Origin of the sequence: Paeniglutamicibacter sulfureus, from assembly GCF_039535115.1 — a bacterium.
Taxonomy (GTDB): Bacteria; Actinomycetota; Actinomycetes; order Actinomycetales; family Micrococcaceae; genus Paeniglutamicibacter; species Paeniglutamicibacter sulfureus.
Genome location: NZ_BAAAWO010000001.1, coordinates 503,193 through 522,689 on the forward strand (window position 1 = coordinate 503,193; position 19,497 = coordinate 522,689).

General features: G+C 65.0%; 16 protein-coding genes. 12 read left to right on the forward strand and 4 right to left on the reverse strand.

Going from position 1 to position 19,497, the window contains the following annotated elements; genetic code table 11:
* Positions 1–372 precede the first annotated feature (372 nt).
* Positions 373–798: a hypothetical protein gene (locus ABD687_RS02295; RefSeq protein WP_310287612.1), complete on the forward strand. Its 426-nt coding sequence runs from the start codon at positions 373–375 to the stop codon at positions 796–798.
* A 731-nt stretch (positions 799–1,529) separates the two neighbouring features.
* Complete coding sequence (locus ABD687_RS02300; RefSeq protein WP_310287610.1) at positions 1,530–1,799, forward strand: hypothetical protein; 270 nt, start codon at positions 1,530–1,532, stop codon at positions 1,797–1,799.
* Positions 1,800–2,592: 793 nt separating this feature from the next.
* Here the strand turns inward: ABD687_RS02300 and ABD687_RS02305 are convergent.
* Together ABD687_RS02305 and ABD687_RS02310 are read right to left on the reverse strand one after the other, a co-directional pair.
* Complete coding sequence (locus tag ABD687_RS02305; RefSeq protein ID WP_264268994.1) at positions 2,593–3,348, reverse strand: GNAT family N-acetyltransferase; 756 nt, start codon at positions 3,346–3,348, stop codon at positions 2,593–2,595.
* Positions 3,345–5,366 (reverse strand): M3 family metallopeptidase, encoded by a 2,022-nt coding sequence (locus ABD687_RS02310; RefSeq protein WP_310287606.1) that lies wholly within the window; start codon positions 5,364–5,366, stop codon positions 3,345–3,347. Before ABD687_RS02310 ends, ABD687_RS02305 begins: the two co-directional genes overlap by 4 nt.
* Before the next feature lie 79 nt (positions 5,367–5,445).
* Between ABD687_RS02310 and ABD687_RS02315 the strand changes: the two genes are divergently transcribed.
* The 10 genes from ABD687_RS02315 (at position 5,446) to ABD687_RS02360 (ending at position 16,806) form a co-directional block, all read left to right on the forward strand.
* Entirely contained in the window at positions 5,446–6,708 is a 1,263-nt protein-coding gene (locus ABD687_RS02315; RefSeq protein WP_310287604.1) for a CapA family protein, read from the forward strand.
* Between the two features lie 135 nt (positions 6,709–6,843).
* A complete protein-coding gene (gene pdxT, locus ABD687_RS02320; RefSeq protein WP_310287602.1) occupies positions 6,844–7,515 on the forward strand; it encodes a pyridoxal 5'-phosphate synthase glutaminase subunit PdxT in 672 nt (223 codons plus the stop codon).
* A 2-nt stretch (positions 7,516–7,517) separates the two neighbouring features.
* Positions 7,518–8,273 carry a YebC/PmpR family DNA-binding transcriptional regulator gene (locus ABD687_RS02325; RefSeq protein ID WP_264268990.1) on the forward strand — a complete coding sequence of 252 codons (756 nt, stop codon included), beginning with the start codon at positions 7,518–7,520 and terminating at the stop codon, positions 8,271–8,273.
* 9 nt (positions 8,274–8,282) lie between these two features.
* Entirely contained in the window at positions 8,283–8,891 is a 609-nt protein-coding gene (gene ruvC, locus ABD687_RS02330) for a crossover junction endodeoxyribonuclease RuvC (RefSeq protein WP_310287599.1), read from the forward strand.
* Between the two features lie 122 nt (positions 8,892–9,013).
* On the forward strand, positions 9,014–9,634 hold the full coding sequence (ruvA, locus tag ABD687_RS02335) for a Holliday junction branch migration protein RuvA (protein WP_310287597.1): 621 nt from the start codon (positions 9,014–9,016) through the stop codon (positions 9,632–9,634).
* Between the two features lie 9 nt (positions 9,635–9,643).
* Positions 9,644–10,702, forward strand: coding sequence for a Holliday junction branch migration DNA helicase RuvB (gene ruvB, locus ABD687_RS02340; RefSeq protein ID WP_302266152.1), 1,059 nt, complete (start codon positions 9,644–9,646; stop codon positions 10,700–10,702).
* Positions 10,703–10,877: 175 nt separating this feature from the next.
* Complete coding sequence (gene yajC / locus ABD687_RS02345; RefSeq protein WP_310287594.1) at positions 10,878–11,333, forward strand: preprotein translocase subunit YajC; 456 nt, start codon at positions 10,878–10,880, stop codon at positions 11,331–11,333.
* A gap of 228 nt (positions 11,334–11,561) precedes the next feature.
* On the forward strand, positions 11,562–13,295 hold the full coding sequence (gene secD, locus ABD687_RS02350; RefSeq protein ID WP_264268985.1) for a protein translocase subunit SecD: 1,734 nt from the start codon (positions 11,562–11,564) through the stop codon (positions 13,293–13,295).
* Entirely contained in the window at positions 13,288–14,271 is a 984-nt protein-coding gene (gene secF / locus ABD687_RS02355) for a protein translocase subunit SecF (protein ID WP_264268984.1), read from the forward strand. Before secD ends, secF begins: the two co-directional genes overlap by 8 nt.
* Before the next feature lie 243 nt (positions 14,272–14,514).
* A complete protein-coding gene (locus tag ABD687_RS02360; RefSeq protein ID WP_264268983.1) occupies positions 14,515–16,806 on the forward strand; it encodes a RelA/SpoT family protein in 2,292 nt (763 codons plus the stop codon).
* A 24-nt stretch (positions 16,807–16,830) separates the two neighbouring features.
* Here the strand turns inward: ABD687_RS02360 and ABD687_RS02365 are convergent, their stop codons facing one another.
* Positions 16,831–17,475: a type IV toxin-antitoxin system AbiEi family antitoxin gene (locus tag ABD687_RS02365; RefSeq protein WP_310287590.1), complete on the reverse strand. Its 645-nt coding sequence runs from the start codon at positions 17,473–17,475 to the stop codon at positions 16,831–16,833.
* A 175-nt stretch (positions 17,476–17,650) separates the two neighbouring features.
* The gene (locus tag ABD687_RS02370; RefSeq protein WP_310287588.1) at positions 17,651–19,303 is read right to left on the reverse strand and encodes a DUF349 domain-containing protein; all 1,653 of its coding nucleotides are present in this window, start codon (positions 19,301–19,303) and stop codon (positions 17,651–17,653) included.
* Between the last annotated feature and the right edge of the window lie 194 nt (positions 19,304–19,497).

The window sequence follows — 19,497 nt, forward strand, 5'->3', positions numbered from 1 at the left end:
CGCTGCGGGCGGGTTCCTAGGCGGTGCGGTCGGTGGCCAAGGCGGGTATCTCTTCCCTCGCGCAACAGGTCGAATCCTGCGCGCTGCCCAATACGTTACGGGCGGAGGGGGAAGCTGGGCCGGCGGGTACCTCGAGCATGCCATTACGGGGGAAGATTACGACGGGATGGAAAAAGGGTACGACATTGCTGGTGGACTCCTTCTTTCACGGTTCCCGGGTGCTTCCGATTTGGGCTCGAATTTGGGCTCGAACCCGAGTTGGATGACGCACTCGTTTGCTGCGTACGGTGGGGCCCACGCGGGCGCTATTGTTGAAAGCGCGAAATTCGTGGGTGGAGAAGTTATTGAGAGATGGACAGGAGTAGAGCCGTGGTGAGCAAGAGCGAAGATTCTGGGCAGAAAAATGAGGCTTCGGAAGACGTTCTTACTGAGCAGGACTTGATTCTCGGTAAGAAAGTCACGAAATATATGAGGACGATTTGCGTTGCCGCTTTTACGGTTTGCATGGCAGTGGCAGTTTTTGTCTTTATTAGCGTTCCACTGGATACTTCAGTCCCTTACGACGGGAAATACAACCGTGGTGGGGGTGGGGTTCCAATGCCTATCACGCTGGTTCTGTTCCCGATCGCTCTCATCCTTCTGTGGCGAACTGGGAAGAAACCGGACGCGCATCATATGGGCAAGGGCGCAAGGGTGGCTGCATATATTATTGGAACCATATTGGTAGGCGTATGTGTTTATTATCATTTCGTTTTTGCGGAAGGGATTCTCGTCGAGGGGGGATATCTCGCGGGGTGAAATGATTCGGGGGTCCGGACCTCGGTGGTTTGAACCCAAGTAACTCGGCTCACCCCAAGACCCTTCCTTGATGGCGTATCGCAGAATCAGGTCGATGCCCGGTTTACTTCAAGATGGTTTTTACGAAATGAGGGAAAGTGGTCAACCCTTCCAGACGCGGTGAGCGACCAAGTGTGAAGAGCAAGATAACGTTCTTCTCGATTTTGGGAATAATCGTACTTCTTGGACTATTAATTATAGTGGGATTGCCGGCATTATTCGCGTATGACCGGAATAATCTGGACTCTATAGTGTGCACCGTTTCCAGTGTCGAAGAAGAGGTCGGTCCTCGCACAGGAACTTCCATCCTAATCAACACACAAGAGTGTGGCCAACTTAGATTCTCGGACGGAGTGACATTCGAAAATTGGAAATCCGTGGCAGAGAATCTCGAGCTTGATAGCCGTTATGAGTTTCAAGTCGGGAAGATTTCCAAGGCGGCAATGTCAATTGCCGGATCAATTGGATGGAGCGTTTCGGTGTGGTCATTTCGGGAGCTGTAGCGAGGTGTGCATCGTGCACCATGAATCCGGGCGATAACCAAGAAATGAGACGACGAGAACACCCTGCAGAGAGGGGATGACCATCTGTACATTGACGGTACAGTTCCTGACGACTCGGTGCGTACGATGATTTTAAGATCACCAGCCAAAAAGGTTGAGGGCTACTTTTCGAAGCATAGAAGAGCCAGTTTGGTCCTGCCGGACGGTTGGTACGGGCGACCTTTCGATTCGCTCTTTTCACTAACGCTTGCTGAAGATACGGCAAATGGTCTGAGGATTGAGCTTGAAGGCGGGCGACAGCTGATTTTTCAAGGCGACTTGGATATTGTCAAGACGGGCTTTGAAAAGTTTCCTGCTTTGAAACTAGACAGGTATCGATCATTTTCCTGGTGGCCGCATGACGGAATCTCTGAGGAACGTAAATTCGGAAATTCGGGTCCGGTGTTTTTTGTTTCTTAACGCTTGAACGGATAGGTGGCAGCTTCGGTTCGGCCGCGACGGAAGGGTTCTCGGTTCTTCAAGACTCGATATTTATTGGGACCAACCGTTCATGGCACAATTGCGGATGCTGAGGTGGAAGGTCCGGTCATTTGGTATACGAATGCTATTCGCAAAATTGCTCGCGAGTGCCCCAGGCCTTGTTGTGAAGGCGCTTTCTTGCGGCAAGAAGGAGAGCGATTCCTTCGAGGCCTTTTCGCAGTTGCCGACGTGGTCCAATTAATCGGGCAGCCCCGTCGCCGCCGATGCTGAGGTAGGTTCTGTCTGGGGTGTTGTGGTGGTCAAGCCAGGTTGACTGGGACAGCTGTGCCGTCTGGGTTCGATGTGCGGGAGCACGCAAAGATACATTCGTTGGTCCAGGTGCAGTGCGGTCGATCGACTTTTCGGTTGGCCCACGAAGTACGGGTGGATGAACTCCTGCTCCATATTCCGGCCGCCGAGAATTTCGCGGATTCCTCTCAAGCGCGGGCAGGCGAAGGTGGTGTCAGTGATGAGCCGGAAGCGAGGGGGCTCCTCGAGAAACGAACGCGGGATTGCACCTTGCAAAGCTTAAACACCTGTGAAGGCGACGCCCGCTCCCAGACCCCGGTTTCTTCCGGATCAAAGGCCATCTTGCGGCAGCCCATCGGCGCATTGGCCTTGTCACCGAGCAGACGTCTCTGAGCCCCGCCGCAGCGGTACACGAAGAACGAACTTCGGGCCCATGTGTTGCGCCCGGAGCCGTTCTTCGTGTACCACTTGTCGAGGCTGGATGTCAGCGCAGCACGAGGTGCCGTCCGCGGCCGAGCAGGCGCATGCCGTTGGCCTCAAAGAACGGTGCCGAGCGCGGGGAAGCGGCGGCTATGAGTTCGATGCTTGATTCCTCGTCCAGCCCCAGCGGGTTGACCATGCCGCGGGCCAGCCCATTGAGCAGGGCCGATCCAATGCCAAGCCGGCGATGCGCAGGCGAGACAGCCAGTCCGTGGATGGCCAACTGGCCGCCGAATGCCTGCTGGGCAAAGGCGCGGCCCACCAGATCGCCCTCGAGGGTGCGTGCGGTGGCTTGCTCGACGCGGCGCAACGCCGGGTGTCCGGCGCTGAGGCCCGCGGTGGCCGGATCGCGCCACAGGTTGGCGACCTGGAGTTCCTTCGCATCGGGACCGACGGCCTCGGGGATGTCCGTTCCCAGGCGCACGCGCCCGTCCCAGGGCTCCTCGGGTCCCACCAGTTCCCCGGCATGCCAGGAAATCTGTGCGGCATCGGAGAAGCCGGCTGCCTCCAGCGGGCCCGAGGGTGCACCGGAATTGACCCAGGCATCCACCCGGCGTGCACCGAGGCGGGTTCCCTCGGCCAGGCCCGGGCGCAGTCCGGCTTCCTGCGCGTGGGCTGGGAACAGCAAAACCAGCCGCGCTCGGGCCGGCTGCCAGGCCCACGAACATCCGTGGGTGGTGAACAGCTTGCCGCCCGTGGCAATGGCTACCGCCTGGTGCCAGTGGGAGAGCGCCTCCTGGGCAAAACTAATGGTTGTCACGCTTTGATTTCCTTTGCCAGGCCGCGGCGAAGCAGCAACGGTTCGATCAGTGCCGGGCGGCCGCGGAAGATCTCATAGGATTCCAGCGGGTCCCGCGTGTTGCCGCGCGAGAGCAGCTCCGTGCGGAACCTTTCCCCGTTCTCCCGCTTCGGCCCGCCGTTCTCGGTGAACCATTCAACCGTGTCGGCGTCGAGCACCTCGGACCAGATGTAGGAGTAGTACCCGGCCGAGTATCCGCCGTCGAAAATGTGCTTGAAGTACCCGGTGCGGTAGCGCGAAGGGACCAAGTCCGGGATCAGCCCGGCCTCGGTGAGCGCCCGCTGCTCGAATGCGAGCGGATCTTCGACGAGTTCGCCGTCCGTGAGCGAGTGCCAGGCCAGATCCAGGACGGCGGCGGAGAGGTACTCGGTGGTGGCAAAGCCCTCGCCCCACAGGGCAGCGGCCTCCAGCGCCTCGACCGTGCCGTCGGGCAGCGGGTCCCCGGTGCGGGTGTGCGCGGCATAGCCTGGCAGCACCTCGGCGTGCAGGGCCCACATCTCGTTGACCTGCGAGGGGTATTCGACGAAGTCCCGCGGGACGCTGGTACCGGCCAGCGAGGGGTAGACGCCATTGGAAAAGAGCCCGTGCAGCGCGTGCCCGAACTCGTGGAAAAGCGTGTTGACCTCGTCCAGGCTCACCAGGGCAGGCTCGCCCGCCGCCGGCTTGGGAATGTTCAGGGTGTTGGTGACCACCGGAAGCTCGCCCAGCAGTGACGCGGATTCGCGGATGGAGTTCATCCACGCGCCGCCGGCCTTGGTGGATCGGGCAAAGTAGTCGCCCAGGAACAAGCCGAGGGTCGACCCGTCCTCGTTGAAGACCTCCCAGGTGCGCACGTCAGGGTGGTAGGTCGGCAAGTCGAAGCGCTCGGTGAAGCTCAGCCCGTACAGCCGGGTGGCGGCGGCGAACACGCCGCGCTCGATCACCGCATCGAGCTCGAAGTATTCGCGCAGCGCCACGGTGTCCAGCGCGTGGCGTTCGCGCGCCACGGCGGCCGAGTAGAAGGCCCAGTCCCAGGGCATGATGGGGGAGCCGGAGATCTTTTCCAGCTCCTCGGCCTCGGCGCGGGCATTTGCCACTGCCGGGGCAATGAGTTCGGCAAGACGTGCGCGCACCGCGTCCAGGCCCGGGGCGGTGGCCTCCTGCAGCACGACGTCCGCATGGGTGTCGTGGCCCAGCAGCCGGGCCCGGGTCGAACGCAACGACGCCATCCGGGACGCCAGCTCCAAGGTCTGGTTCTCGCCCTCCAGCCCGCGGTTCAGCGACGCCTCAAAAAGGCGGCGGCGGGAACCGGAACGCTCCAGCCGCTCCAGCAACGGCTGGGAGGTGGGCAGCACCAGGGTCAGTAGGTAGCCGTCAGCGTGGCCGGCGGCCCGGGCTGCATCGGCCGCTGAGGCAAGTTCCCCGTCGCTGAGCCCCGCCAGTTCCGCGGCATCGGCGAAGTGCAAAGCTGCCTCGTTCATGGCGGCCAGCAGCCTGCGCGAGTATTCGCTGGATAGGTCGGTGACCTCGCTGTTGAGGGCACGCAGTCGTGCCTTGCTTTCGGCATCAAGTTCGGCGCCGGCGGCACGGAAGGTGCGCAGGGTCTCGGAGACCAGCCGGGCATCCTCGCCCACCAGCCCGGCGGCATCCAGGGAGACCAACCGGGCGAAAAGTTCCTCGTCCAGGTGGATGGCATCTTCGTGCGCCGAGACCAGCGCCTGAAGCTGGGGGTCGATCTCGCGCAACTCATCGGTGCCGTGTGCCGAGAACACCGTCCAGTACGCCATCAGGGCCCGGCGCAGCAGCGCGCCGCTGCGTTCCATGGCCACGAAGGTGTTCTCGAAGGTTGGTGCCTCGGGGTTTTGTGCAATGGCCCGGAGTTCCTCCAGCTGACCGTCCACGCCGTGCCGGACCGCGTCCAGGTAGTGGGGAGCTTCCAGGGCTGAATAATCTGGGAATTCAAACGGCAAGGTGCTTCGCTCAAGCAACGGATTATGCATGCTGTTAACCCTGTCATAAGCCCGCGGTGCTGTCCGTTTCCCGCGCCGCAAGACCCGGCGCAGGGTTAGGCTTTTGGCTATGTCTCATCGATTCGTGCGCGGCACCGTTGTCCGAAGACGCGCAGCCCTGTGCGCGGCGTTGCTGCTCGTCTCCGCGTTGGGTGCCTGCGCCCCGGCGCCGCCTTCGCCGGGGCCCTCCGGAAGCACCGCGGCGACGGCTTCAAGCCTCTCCGCTCCCACCGGACAGCCTGCGCCAACCGCAGCTGCGAGCGCGCCGGGGACCCCGCCCAATGCCGCGTCGGCGTCCCCGAAGGACCCTGATTGCCCGGGGGATGAGTGCATCGGGGTGGCCGTGGCCGGCGACATCCTGCTGCACCCGGCCTTGTGGGACCAGGCGGAGGAGGATGGGAAGGGTGCCATGGACTTCGGGCCGCTGCTGGAGGGTATCGAACCGTACCTGGCGGACAGCGACCTGGCGCTGTGCAACCTGGAAACCCCGGTCGCGGCCCCGGGCGGGCCGTTCAAGGGGTACCCCATGTTCAGCGTTCCGCCATCGGTCATCCCCGCACTGAAGGACGTTGGCTACGACGGCTGCACCACCGCCAGCAACCACTCCATGGACGCCGGCGTGCCAGGGGTCAAACGGACCCTGGATGCGCTCGATGCGGCGGGGCTGGTCTCCACCGGTTCGTACCGCAGCGCAGCCGAGGCCGCGAAGCCGTTGATGGTTGAGGTCGGTACCGCAAGGGTCGCCGTCATTGCCGGCACCTTCTCGCTCAACGGGGTCGCGGAGGATGCTCCGTGGCGGGTGGACGACATCGCCAAGGCCTCGCTGCTCTCCCGGGCAAAGGCCGCACGTGCGGCCGGCGCCGACATCGTCATGGCGGCGCTCCACGACGGGGCCGAATACAGCAGCGAGCCCACCGCATCCCAAATCACGCTGAATCGCTCGCTGGCCGAGAGCGGAGAATTCGATTTCATCTACTCCCACCACACCCACTCGGTACTGCCGATCGAGAAGCACCAGGGCACCTGGATCGTCTACGGACTGGGGAATTCGGTGGCCAAGCACGCAACCAGGACGGTGCTGAACCAAGAGGGCCTCACGGTGAAAATGCAATTCGTGCGCACCGGGAAAAGCTGGAGTCCCGGGAAGCTGGCGTGGGCACCGCACATCATGAAGCAGGACCCGCTGCGGTGGTGCGCGCTGCCCGCCGCCGACGGGGAACCCTGCACCACCAAGCGCCAGGACAGCGCCTCGCTCAAGCGCACCACCGACACCGTGAACTCCATGAACGCACGCACCGATGGCGCGAAAATGTGGTCGTTGCCACAGCCGTAGCCGTCCGACGCGCCCGAGAGCGTCATCAAAATATTGCCGGAAGGCCGCCCGGGTTTACGCTGAGCTGTCCACGTGCTCCATCGCGGTGCGCCGGCCACCCACCATTGATTTCCACGAACCAGAAAGTGATCCACGATGGCGCCACGTATTGGGGTTCTTGCCCTGCAAGGGGATGTACGCGAACACCTGGCCGCACTTGATTCACTGGGCGCGCTGGCGTTGCCGGTGAAGTCCCCGCGCGAGCTGGCAGACCTTGACGGGTTGGTCATTCCCGGCGGCGAATCAACGGTGATCGACAAGCTCTCGCGCATGTACGGCGTGGCCGAGGTGCTCAAGGCCAGGATCGCCGACGGGTTCCCGGTCTACGGGTCGTGTGCCGGAATGATCATGCTGGCCGACACCATCGCCGACCCGACAAGCAACCTCAAGGGCGAACCCCAGCAAAGTTTCGGGGGAATCGATATGGTGGTCAAGCGCAACGCCTTCGGGCGCCAGGTCGACTCCTTCGAGGTGGACCTGGCGATCCGCGGGCTCGAATCACTTCCAAGCCAGGACCCGAACCGGGTGACAGCACCGGTGCGGGCGGCATTCATCCGCGCACCGTGGGTCGAAAGCGTGGGCGAATCGGTGCAGGTACTGGCCAAGGTCCCCGCCGAAAACACGCCCTTGGGCGCGGATGGGCTTCGGGTGGATAGAATTGTTGCAGTACGTTCGGGAAATTTGCTGGCGACCTCCTTCCACCCAGAGGTGGGCGGAGAGCGTCGGATCCACGAACTCTTTATCCAAATGATCAGAGGAGACGCGTAAGCATGTCCGGCCACTCCAAATGGGCTACCACCAAACACAAGAAGGCTATCCTCGACAGCAGGCGTGCCAAGTCCTTCGCCAAGCTGATCAAGAACATCGAGGTCGCCGCCCGCGCGGGCGGCGCCGACATGGCCGGAAACCCGGGCCTTGAACTTGCGGTATCCAAGGCCAAGAAGACCTCGGTCCCCAGCGACAACATCGATCGCGCCATCAAGCGCGGCGCCGGCCTGACCGGTGAGGTCATTGACTACACCGAGATCATCTACGAGGCCCGCGGCCCGCAGGGTTCGGCGTTGCTCATTGAGTGCCTGACCGACAACAAGAACCGCGCCGCCTCCGAGGTCCGCCTGGGAATCACCCGCAACGGTGGATCAATCGCCGATCCCGGATCCGTGGCCTACATGTTCACCCGAAAGGGCGTCGTGGGCCTGCCGAAGAACGGCCTGACCGAAGACGACGTGCTGATGGCAGTGCTCGACGCGGGTGCCGACGAGGTCAAGGAAGCCGGGGAATCCTTCGAGATCCACTCCGAACCCACCGACCTGCGCGCCATTGTTGCGGCACTTGAGGAAGCCGGCATCGCCTACGAGAGCGACGAAATCGAATTCGTTCCCTCGATGCAGGTGGAACTGGATGCCGACTCGGCCCGCAAGTTCCTGAAGCTGGCCGACGCGCTCGAGGAACTGGACGACGTCCAGAACGTCTACTCGAACGCCGACATCAGTGCCGAGGTCATGGCAGAACTCGAACAGGACTAGTCCTCTTCCATGCCCTTAAGAGTGGTTGGCGTCGACCCCGGACTGACCCGTTGCGGTCTGGCCGTGGTCGACGTCGAGCCCAACCGTCGCGCCACGCTGATTGATGTATCGGTGGTGGGTACCCCTCCGGGCACCCCGCTGGACCAACGACTGTTGGCCATCGCCGATGGCATCGATGCGTGGCTTGACGAGCACAAACCCGACGTGGTGGCCCTCGAGCGGGTCTTTAGCCAGCTGAACGTGAGCACCGTGATGGGCACCGCCCAAGCCTCGGGAGTGGTCATCGTTGCCGCGGCACGACGCAACATCCCCGTCGCATTGCACACCCCCACCGAGGTCAAGGCCGCGGTGACCGGCTCCGGAGGAGCCAACAAGGACGCCGTGGGCAAGATGGTGGCCAAGATCCTGCGCCTGGATGCGCCTCCGTCGCCCGCCGACGCGGCAGACGCCGCGGCCCTGGCCATCACGCACGGCTGGCGCGGTGCCGCATTTGGCGCCGCCGGTGCCGCCGCCTCCGCCTCGGGCTCACGCCCCGCAGGCGGGTCTTCGGGGCTGACCCCCGCCCAGCGCGCATGGATTGCCGCCGAAGCGAAGGCCCGTTCGGTCAAGGCCCGGTAGCCCGGAGGGCGGCGCCTCCGCGGGAGGCGCCCTCCGAACCTGTAAGCTGTTCGTAGATATATTCGCATGGCTTGCGTGTCCGGGAACCACCGCGCAGCCCGGTACCACGGAGGAATACCCACATGATCAGCACGCTGCGAGGAGTGCCGCAACAGGTCAACCTGAACAATGCGGTCATTGAGGTCGGCGGCTTCGGCATGCTGATCCAAGCCACCCCGCAGACGCTGGCCACCTTGCAGGTGGGCCGCGAAGCGCTGGTGCACACCTCCATGGTGGTGCGCGAGGACTCGATGACGCTCTTCGGCTTTGCCAGCGGGGACGAGCGCGAGATCTTCGAGGTTCTCACCGGGGTCTCGGGCATCGGGCCGCGCACCGGGCTGGCGATCCTCTCGGTGCACACCCCCGAAGAGGTCCGCATTGCCGCGAGCACCAAGGACACCAAGGCCTTCACCAAGGTCTCGGGCATCGGACCCAAGGGCGCCGAGCGCATCGTGTTGGAACTCAACGGCAAGCTCGTCCCCACCGGGGCCCCGGTGCCGGCAGGCAGCCCCGTGGCCGCCAGGTCCTGGGAACCGCAGGTCCTCGAGGCGCTGACCGGCCTGGGTTGGACGGAGAAGGATGCGGTAAAGGCCCTGGACGCCCTGACCAAGAACGACCCGCAAATCGTTGCAAGCGGCAGCGTGCCGGAAATCCTGCGGGCGGTGCTGCGTTCCCTGGGGCGCGGCAACCGGCCGGGAAACTAGGAGTAGGCCATGGCAGAAACCGGTGCGTTGACCGACGCCGGCTCGGAACCCGAGGAGCGGGTGCTCGAGGCGGCGTTGCGCCCCAAGAACCTGGACGACTTCGTTGGCCAGGCCCGCGTGCGCCAGCAGCTTTCGCTGGTGCTCGAGGCCTCCAAGATCCGCGAACGCACCGCCGACCACGTGCTGCTCTCGGGCCCGCCTGGCCTGGGCAAGACCACGCTGTCGATGATCATTGCCGCCGAGATGAACGCGCCGCTTCGCATCAGCTCCGGCCCGGCGATCCAGCATGCCGGCGACCTGGCCGCCATCCTCTCCTCGCTCACCGAGGGGGAGGTGCTGTTCCTGGACGAGATCCACCGGATGAGCCGCCCGGCCGAGGAAATGCTCTATATGGCCATGGAGGACTTCCGGGTCGACATCATCGTGGGCAAGGGTGCCGGTGCGACGGCGATTCCGCTTGAGCTTCCCCCGTTCACATTGGTCGGTGCCACCACTCGCGCCGGGTTGCTGCCCGGGCCGCTGCGCGACAGGTTCGGCTTCACCGGCCACCTGGAGTTCTACAGCGTCGAGGAACTCGAGCTGGTGCTGCGCCGCTCGGCGATGATGCTCTCGCTGAAGGTCAATTCCGCGGCGTTCTACGAAATCGCCTCCCGCTCGCGCGGCACCCCCCGCATCGCCAACCGGCTGCTGCGCCGGGTGCGCGACTGGGCGCTGGTGAACCGGCTCGAAAGCATCGACGCCCGCGCAGCCTCCGCCGCCCTGGACATGTACGAGGTCGACGCCCGCGGTCTGGACCGCCTGGACCGTGCAGTGCTCCATGCCCTGTGCACCAAGTTCGGCGGGGGACCGGTGGGCCTCTCGACACTCGCGATTGCCGTGGGCGAGGAGACCGAGACGGTGGAGACCGTCGCCGAGCCGTTCCTGGTCCGCGAGGGCCTGCTCGGGCGAACCCCGCGGGGCCGCATCGCCACCGCGGAGGCTTGGAGCCACCTGGGACTCCGGATGCCCGCCGATGCCGTATTTGCCGGGCAGGCCAGCTTCGAGCTCGACGCTGACGACGAGGAATAGGCGACGGCCAATGCCCCGCGCCGGCGCGAGCCATGATTCAGAGGACATTCGCAGGCCAAAACGCCTGCGCGGTCGGGGTTTGGCCAGAAAGTCCCTATAGTATGGAAAAGCCCACCGGCTGCGCAATTGCGATTGTGCGCGCCGTTGACCATGACTTAGAAACAGGTATTATCTCGTGACCGAAAACGTTTTGGCCCAAGCCGCTGCCGGCGGAGCGGCCCCGTTCGACCCGACCATGTTGATCATGCTCGCCGCCTTTGGCCTGCTGATCTTCATGATGATGCGTGGCCGTAAGAAGGCGGCCAAGGCTCAGGAGGAAATCCGCTCGAATCTTGCCCCGGGCGCCGAGGTGATGACCCAGTTCGGTCTCTTCGGCACCATCTCGAGCATCGACACCGATGAGAACAAGATCGTCCTGGAGGTATCCCCGGGCAGCTTCGTCACCGTGCACTCCCAGGTCGTTGCCAAGGTTGTCGCCCCCGAAGCGGCCGAAGCCGACGCCGTTGAGGTCCCGAACGATGCATCATCGCTGACCTCCGAGCAGGCCGGGAACACCGAAGCCGCCGACGTCGAAAGCCCCGAGGAGACCCTGCGTCGCCTCAACAACGACGACAAGGGCCCCAAGGCCTAACGGGGCCGTGCCCCCCCCGGGCACCCCCCCTCACCCCCGTAGCAGTGAACGGTGGCCGGATTTCTGTGGGCCAAGGGCCCACAGGTGAGCAACCCGGCCTCGACCGAACTTCACCAAGCGGCCCGGAGCCGCCCCGGATCCCTCTGAGGGGGGAGTTGCGGCCGGCTTCGGGTTTTCCGCGGAATCTTCGTCCCCGCGAGGGCGACGGAACAACCAGAAAGCCCCACGATGTCATCTACTGGTCCGATCAAGCAGGCGCGTAAATCCCTGCTGTGGCTCGGCGTGATCTTCCTTATTTCGGCAGCCATCCTCATTACCGGCGTGCTGAGCGGGAAGGCAGCATTTGCCCCCAAACTTGCCCTCGACCTTGAGGGCGGCACCCAAATGATCTTGGCCCCGCGAGTTGAGGGCGGTGCCGCGGCAACGCAGGAGCAACTGGACCAGGCGGTGGAAATCATCCGCCAGCGTGTGGACGGCACCGGTGTGTCAGAAGCCGAGATCACCACCCAGTCCGGGCGCAACGTCGTGGTCTCCATGCCGGGCGTTCCGGACACCCGCACCCGCGAACTGATCCAGGCCTCGGCCAACATGGAGTTCCGTCCGGTCATCCTGGCCGGGCCCTTCACGGCCGTTCCCGAGGACCAGCGACTGCCGGAGGCGGAGCTTCCCAAGCCGTCTGCCGAGCCGGAGAACGGTTCGGACCTGAACTGGATCGACGCGGCCCTGTACCAGCAGTTCGAGGCCTACGATTGCCCCGCCGAGCTCGGCCAGGGATCCGAGGAATCGCACGACCCGTCCAAGCCGATGATCTCCTGCGACCCGGACATGGGACAGAAGTACATCCTGGGTCCGGTCGAGGTTCCCGGCGCCGACATTGCCGATGCCTCCTTCGGCATGGTCCGCGGCCAGCAGGGCGCGGTCACCGGCCAGTGGGGCGTGAACCTGGAATTCAACAACGAGGGCAAGACGAAGTTCGCCGAAGTCACCCAGCGACTGGTTGGCATGCAGGGCGCGCAGAACCAGTTTGCGATCGTGCTTGACGGCACCGTGATCTCCGCCCCGACTGCAAACGCGGTGATCCCCGACGGGCGCGCCCAGATCACCGGCAACTTCACCGAGCAATCCTCCAAGGCCCTGGCCGACCAGCTGAAGTTCGGCGCCCTGCCGATCAGCTTCGACATCCAGTCCGAGCAGCAGATCTCCGCGACCCTTGGTTCGGACCAGCTGCGCAGCGGCCTCATCGCGGGCCTGATCGGCATGGGGCTGGTGGCCATCTACTCGCTCTTCCAGTACCGACTGCTGGGCATGGTGACCATCGTGTCGCTGATTGTTTCAGGACTGCTGACCTATCTGGCGCTGGTGCTGCTGGGCTGGTCCATGAACTACCGGCTCTCGCTGGCAGGCGTTGCGGGCCTGGTGGTGGCCATTGGCCTGATCGCCGACTCCTTCATCGTGTACTTCGAACGCATCCGCGACGAACTGCGCGACGGACGTCCGCTGACCTCGGCGGTGGAGATCGGCTGGAAACGCGCCAAGCGGACCATCCTGGCCTCCAAGGCCGTGAACATCCTGGCCGCGGTGGTGTTGTACATCGTTGCCGTGGGCAACGTGCGGGGCTTCGCCTTCACCCTGGGCCTGACCGCAATTGTCGATATCGTCGTGGTCTTCCTGCTCACCCACCCGACCCTGCAGCTGCTGGCCAAGACCAAGTTCTTCGGCGAGGGGCACCGCCTCTCCGGGCTCGACCCGTCACTGCTGGGAGCGGTGCCGCTGTACCGCGGTGCCGGACGCGTCCGGAGCTTCAGCCCCGAGGCCGAGGCGGCGCGCGGCAAGAAGAACGCCAATGCGGCTTCCGAAGCCGGGCGCCGGCAGACCATCGCCGAACGGCGCAAGGCCGCTACCAGCGTCTCGGCGCCCACCAAGCAGGACGAACCAGCCGGTAAGGATTCTTCAAATGGCTAATCTCGCAACATGGGGCAACGAGCTCTACACCGGCAAGCGGTCATACCCGTTCACCGGACGGCGCAAGCTCTGGCTGGTGCTCTCCGCGGTCCTGGTGCTGCTGGCCATCCTGGTCCCCGTCGCCAAGGGCGGATTCAACCTGGGCATCGAGTTCCGCGGCGGGTCCGAGTTCACCATCTCGAAGGTGGAACACACCGAGGTGCCCGCCGGGGAGTCCGCCGTCGTGGCGATCGCCCCGGACCACCACCCGCGGGTCACCAACATCGCCCCGAACACCATGCGCGTGCAGACCGACAAGCTCACCGACGACCAGACCCTGGACGTCGCCGAGGCACTGGCCGGCGCCTACGGCGTCACCAAGGCGGAAGTGACCTCGACCTTCGTCGGCCCCACCTGGGGCGCGGACATCTCGAAGCAGGCAATCATCGGCCTCATCGTGTTCGTGGTGCTGGTGGCGTTGCTCATGGCAGCCTACTTCCGCACCTGGAAAATGTCGCTCGCGGCAATCATCGGGCTGCTCCAGGTCGTGGTGATCACCGCCGGGATCTACTCGCTCTCCGGCTTCGAGGTCACGCCCTCGGCGATCATCGGCTTCCTGACGATCCTGAGCTATTCGCTCTATGACACCGTGGTGGTCTTCGACAAGGTGCGCGAAAACACCGCGGGGTTTGAGGGGCAGTCCAAGCGAAACTTCGAGGAACTGGTGAACCTGGGCATCAACCAGACCCTGGTGCGTTCCATCAACACCTCGGTGGTTGCAGTGCTGCCGGTGGCCTCGATCCTGTTCATCGGTTCCTACCTGCTGGGTGCCGGCACGCTGAAGGACCTGTCGCTGGCGCTGTTCATCGGCATCATCGTCTCGGCTCTCTCGACGCTCTTTGTCCAGGCTCCGCTCTACTCGCTGCTGCGCGACGGCGAACCGGAGATCGAACGCCACAACAAGAAGATCGAGGCAAGCCGACTGGCGAACGTCTAGTCTTTGCCTGCACACCGGGTTGAACCGGTGCATTGGACGGCGGGGCCCCCGGAGGATGACTCCGGTGGCCCCGCCGTCCGCCGTTGGCCCGGAAGTGCTATAACCTAGCAAGAGGAAGTTGGAGTGGCCTTCGCCGGCACCGCCCGCAGCGGCACCCGGAACGAGGGCCTGTTTCGACTTCCCGTGAACTTATTGCGGCGGCAGCGCCACGGCGACGGACCCTGATCGAAAAGGAGGCACCCGATGGCCGAGAACCACGGTGTCATGATGCCAGGGGCCCCGAATCCCGCACCCAGGCGCGGGACGATCTCCCGGCTGGTCCGCCTGGCCGGACGCGGGCCCAGTGCCCAGCCCCCGACCCTGGAGCCGTTGCTGCGCACTGTGCGTGCCCAGAACCCCAAGGCGGACCTCGACCTGCTGGCCCGCGCCTACGCCGTGGCCGAACGCTGCCACGAGGGCCAGAAGCGCAAGAGCGGTGATCCGTACATCACCCACCCCGTGGCGGTGGCCACGATCCTGGCGGAAATGGGCATGAACGGGGCGATCCTTGCCGCGGCCCTGCTGCACGACACCGTCGAGGACACCGACTACTCCCTGGAGACCCTCACCCGCGAGTTCGGCGAGGAGATCGCCAAGCTGGTGGACGGGGTCACCAAGCTGGACAAGGTGCAGTTCGGGGAGGCCGCGCAGGCGGAGACCGTGCGCAAGATGGTCATCGCGATGTCCAAGGACATCCGCGTGCTGCTGATCAAGCTGGCCGACCGCCTGCACAACGCGCGCACCTGGCGCTACGTCTCCCCGGAGTCCAGCGCCAAGAAGGCGCGCGAGACCCTGGAGATCTTCGCACCGCTGGCCCACCGCCTGGGCATGAACACCGTCAAGTGGGAACTTGAGGACCTGTCCTTCGCCGCCCTGCACCCCAAGGTGTACGAGGAGATCGTGCGCATGGTCGGGGAACGGACCCCCGAACGCGAGAAGTACCTGGGCACGGTGCGCAGCGCCATCGCCGAGGACATCGCCGCCGCCCGGCTCAAGGCCGCCATCAGCGGCCGGCCCAAGCACTACTACTCGATCTACCAGAAGATGATCGTGCGCGGCAAGGACTTCGATGACATCCACGACCTGATGGGCGTGCGGGTGCTCGTTGACACGGTCAAGGACTGCTACGCGGTGCTGGGGTTGATGCACGCGCGCTGGACCCCGCTGCCGGGGCGGTTCAAGGACTACATCGCACTGCCCAAGTTCAACCTGTACCAGTCGCTGCACACCACCGTGATCGGGCCCGACGGCAAGCCGGTGGAGATCCAGATCCGCACCCACGACATGCACCAGCGCGCCGAATACGGTGTGGCGGCGCACTTCAAGTACAAGCACGGCGCCGCTTCCGACGGCCGCTCGGTCGAGGAACAGGACATGGACTGGCTGCGCAGCCTCATGGACTGGCAGAAGGAAACTTCCGACTCCAACGAGTTCCTGGACTCGTTGCGCTACGAGATCAACACCGCCGAGGTCTTCGTCTTCACCCCCAAGGGACAGATCATGTCCCTTCCCGTGGGATCCACGCCGGTGGACTTCGCATACTCGGTGCACACGGACGTCGGCCACCGCACCATCGGCGCGCGTGTGAACGGCAAGCTGGTGCCGCTGAATTCCGAGCTCCACCACGGTGACATGGTGGAGGTCTTCACCTCCAAGGCAGAAAACGCCGGACCGTCCCAGGACTGGCAGGGCTTCGTCAAGAGCGCCCGAGCGCGAAACAAGATCCGCCAGTGGTTCACCAAGGAACGCCGCGAGGAAGCCATTGAGAAGGGCAAGGAACAGCTGACGAAGGCGCTGCGGAAGAACAACCTTCCGCTGCAGAAGCTGATGACCCACGACGTGCTTTCCGCCGTCGCCCAGGAGCTGCGCCACCACGACATTTCCGCGCTCTATGCGGCAGTCGGCGACGGGCACACCTCCGCGCAGAACGTCATCGAGCACCTCACCGCACTGGTCGGCGGGGAAAACGGCGGCGTCGCGGAGGTTCTGGAGGAAACCCCCATCTACGCGGTGCCGGGCCGGTCGATCGATTCCGACGCCGGGGTCATCGTCCCGGGCGCCGGAGAGGTGCTGGCCAAGCTGGCACGTTGTTGCACGCCCGTGCCGCCGGACCCGATCCGCGGGTTCGTCACCCGAGGCTCCGGGGTGTCGGTGCACCGGACCGACTGCGTGAACCTCAAGCAGCTCGAGGAACAGCCCGACCGGCTGGTAGAGGTGCAGTGGGCGCCGACCAAGTCCAGCGTCTTCCTGGTGGAGATCCTGGTCGAGGCGCTGGACCGCAAGTCGCTGCTCTCCGATGTGACGCGTGTGCTCTCCGAGAACCACGTGAACATCCTGGCCGCCAGCGTCTCCACCTCGCGCGACCGCGTTGCGTTCTCCCGCTTTGCCTTCGAGATGGGTGACCCGAAGTACCTCAGCCACGTGCTCAATGCCGTGCGTCGGATCGACGGTGTGTACGACGTGTACCGCACCTCTGGCGGGACCCGCCGCTCCTAGCCGCCGGTCCCGGCTCGAACGCCTTCAGCCCGCTGCGGGCAGCTCGGTGTCCATCAGGCGGGTGATGGCCATCAGCGCGCGACGCCGACCCGGCCGGCGCACCTGCGCGTTGATCTGCTCGAACATCTCCCGGTACCCGCAGCGCAGGCGGGCCGAGTCGTTGATGGCGGCCAGCACCGGCAACGATTCGCGCAGCTCGGAATTGAAGGCAATGTCCATCGCCGTGCGCAAGGGCGAGGTGACGGCGATGCCTCCCACCGTGCAGATCTGGTCTTCGTCCATGGCCCCTTCGCTCAGGCGCAGCACCATCCGCGGCGTTGGCGCGCAGGGCCGGTGGTAGCGCGGCACCACGATGTCCAGTTCGCGCGGCATCGGCGCGCAGCCATAGACCCATGCCGCCGTGCACTTGCACAGGGCACGGCCGGGCACCAGTTGCTCCCCGGCCACCGCGGCGGCCACCCGCGCGCGGGTCACTGAATTGTCCGGGTGGGCGGCGGAGACGTAGGCTCCGGGAAGCATCTCGCGCAGGGAACCGCGCAGCCTCAGCGCCTGCAGCTCGTTGAGGGTGAACGGCGCATCGACGAGGATGACCTGCAGGGCGCCGAGGACCGGGGCCGGGTGCAGGAGTTGTGGTTCGGCCGGTTCGCTCCGGGGGATTGTACGTTCCATTCCCCCACTCTCACAGGCGAGGGTGCCAGGTGGCAGGGGAGTGGCGGAAACTGTGGATAACCTTCGAGCACCCCCGATGCCGCGGGCATCCGCTTCCGGGGGGGGATTAAACGCCGCAGGGCGGGTGCGGTTCGAAGGAACCGTACCCGCCCGGCGGAGCAGTGCGTGTGTGCCGTTACTGGAAGTCCGCGGAGGACTTCTGCAGGGTCTCGAGCCACAGGCGACGCGCATCCAGGGCTTCCTGGGCGGCCTTGACCTTGGACTCGACGCCCTTGGCCTTTGCCTTGGCCAGGTCCTCCTCGAGGCCGGCGATGGCCTCCTCGAGCTGGGTCAGCATGGAGTTCGAGCGTGCCTTGGTCTCCGGGTTGGACCGGCGCCACTGCTCGTCCTCGGCCGAGCGAACGGCCTCTTCGACTTGACGCAGCGAGGACTCCACGCGCTGCATGTCGGCACGCGGAACCTTGCCCGCCGCCTCCCAGCGGTCACGGATCGAATCCAGCGACTTCTTGGTCGCGGCCAGGTCCTTGATCGGCAACAGGGCCTTGGCCTCGACCAGCAGGGCCTCCTTGACGATGAGGTTCGCGCCGAACTCCTCGTCGATGGCGGCGTTCGCGGACTGGCGGGCCTCGAAGAACACGTCCTGCGCGGCGCGGAAACGTGCCCACAGGGCGTCGTCGTCCTTGCGCGAAGCGCGCTTGGAGGCCTTCCACTCGTCCATCAGGCGACGGTATTCGCCGGCGGTCGGTCCCCAGTCGGTCGAACGCGAGAGTTCCTCGGCGCGTGCGATCAATGCTTCCTTGGCGGCCTTGGCCTCGGAGTTGGTCGCATCGAGCTGCGAGAAGTAGGCCCGGCGGTGGCGGTCGAAGGTGGTGCGGGCGCCGCGGAAGCGCTTCCACAAGGAATCCTCGGTGGATCGTCCCAAGCGAACGCCTGACTTCTGGGCGGTCTTCCAGGCGTCGAAGAGGTCGTTCATGCGGTTGGAGCCTTGCTTCCACTGCACGGTCGTCGGATCCGTGGCGGCCAGCGCCTCGGCCTCGGCGACGATGGCCTCGCGGGCGGCGAGCTCGGTGGCGCGCAACTCCTCATTGGCCTTGCGCTCGGTGGCAACCAGTTCGGCGACGGCGGCGCGGGCGGTCTCGATGCGCGCTTCCAGTGCCGGGATGTCCCCGACCATGGCACGCTCGGCCACCGTGGCGGCGAGGTGGTCCAAGGTCTTGTTCATGTCAGAGCTCGGGGCCTTGGCGGCGACGCGCTGCTCCAGGAGCATGAGCGAGGAGACGACCTCGTCGTGCTTGCGCACGAAGTAGGCCAGGGCCTCTTCGGCGGTGGCATCCGGGTACTGGCCGACCGGGTGCTCGGCGCCGTCGACGAGAAGGAAGACATGGCCGTCCTCGGAAACACGGCCGAACTTGGCGGCTTCCTCCGGCGGGGTGGTAAACGTCGGGGGAGCGGCCACGGGGGTGGCGACCTTCGCGGCGTGCTTGCCCGATGGGCGCGCGGACGGGGCCATGGCCGCCGGAGTCGGCACGGCATGTGCAGCGGGCTTGGCTGCTGCCGGCGTTGCCTCGGCGGCGGGTGCTTCCTGGGCCGCTTCTTCCTCAACTGCCGGGGCTTCCGTTTCGGGTGCCTCCGCTGCCGCTTCGGGTTCTGCAACCGGGGTTGCCGCGGCAACGGGTGCTTCCTGCGCTGCCGGGGCTTCCGTTTCCGGTGCCTCCACTGCAGCTTCGGGCTCGGCAACCGGGGTTGCCTCTACCGTGCTTTCGGTTTGCTGCTCCTCGGCCGCTGCTGCTGGCTGGAGATTGTCGTCGGATTGCTGACTGGTGGTCACCGCTGAAACTCTTTCGCTAAGGTTCGGCCCCGGTTATGCGCCGGGACACAACTGTCTCCGCCACTTTACCCGCCATGTCCCAACCGCCGGTACTCCTGCGCCGCAAAACCCTGACGCATTCGCGTCGTTTCGCCATCGGCGCAGTGGCGCGCCATTAGACTTGGTTCCCTACGTGCCCGCCGCCGATGGCCGAA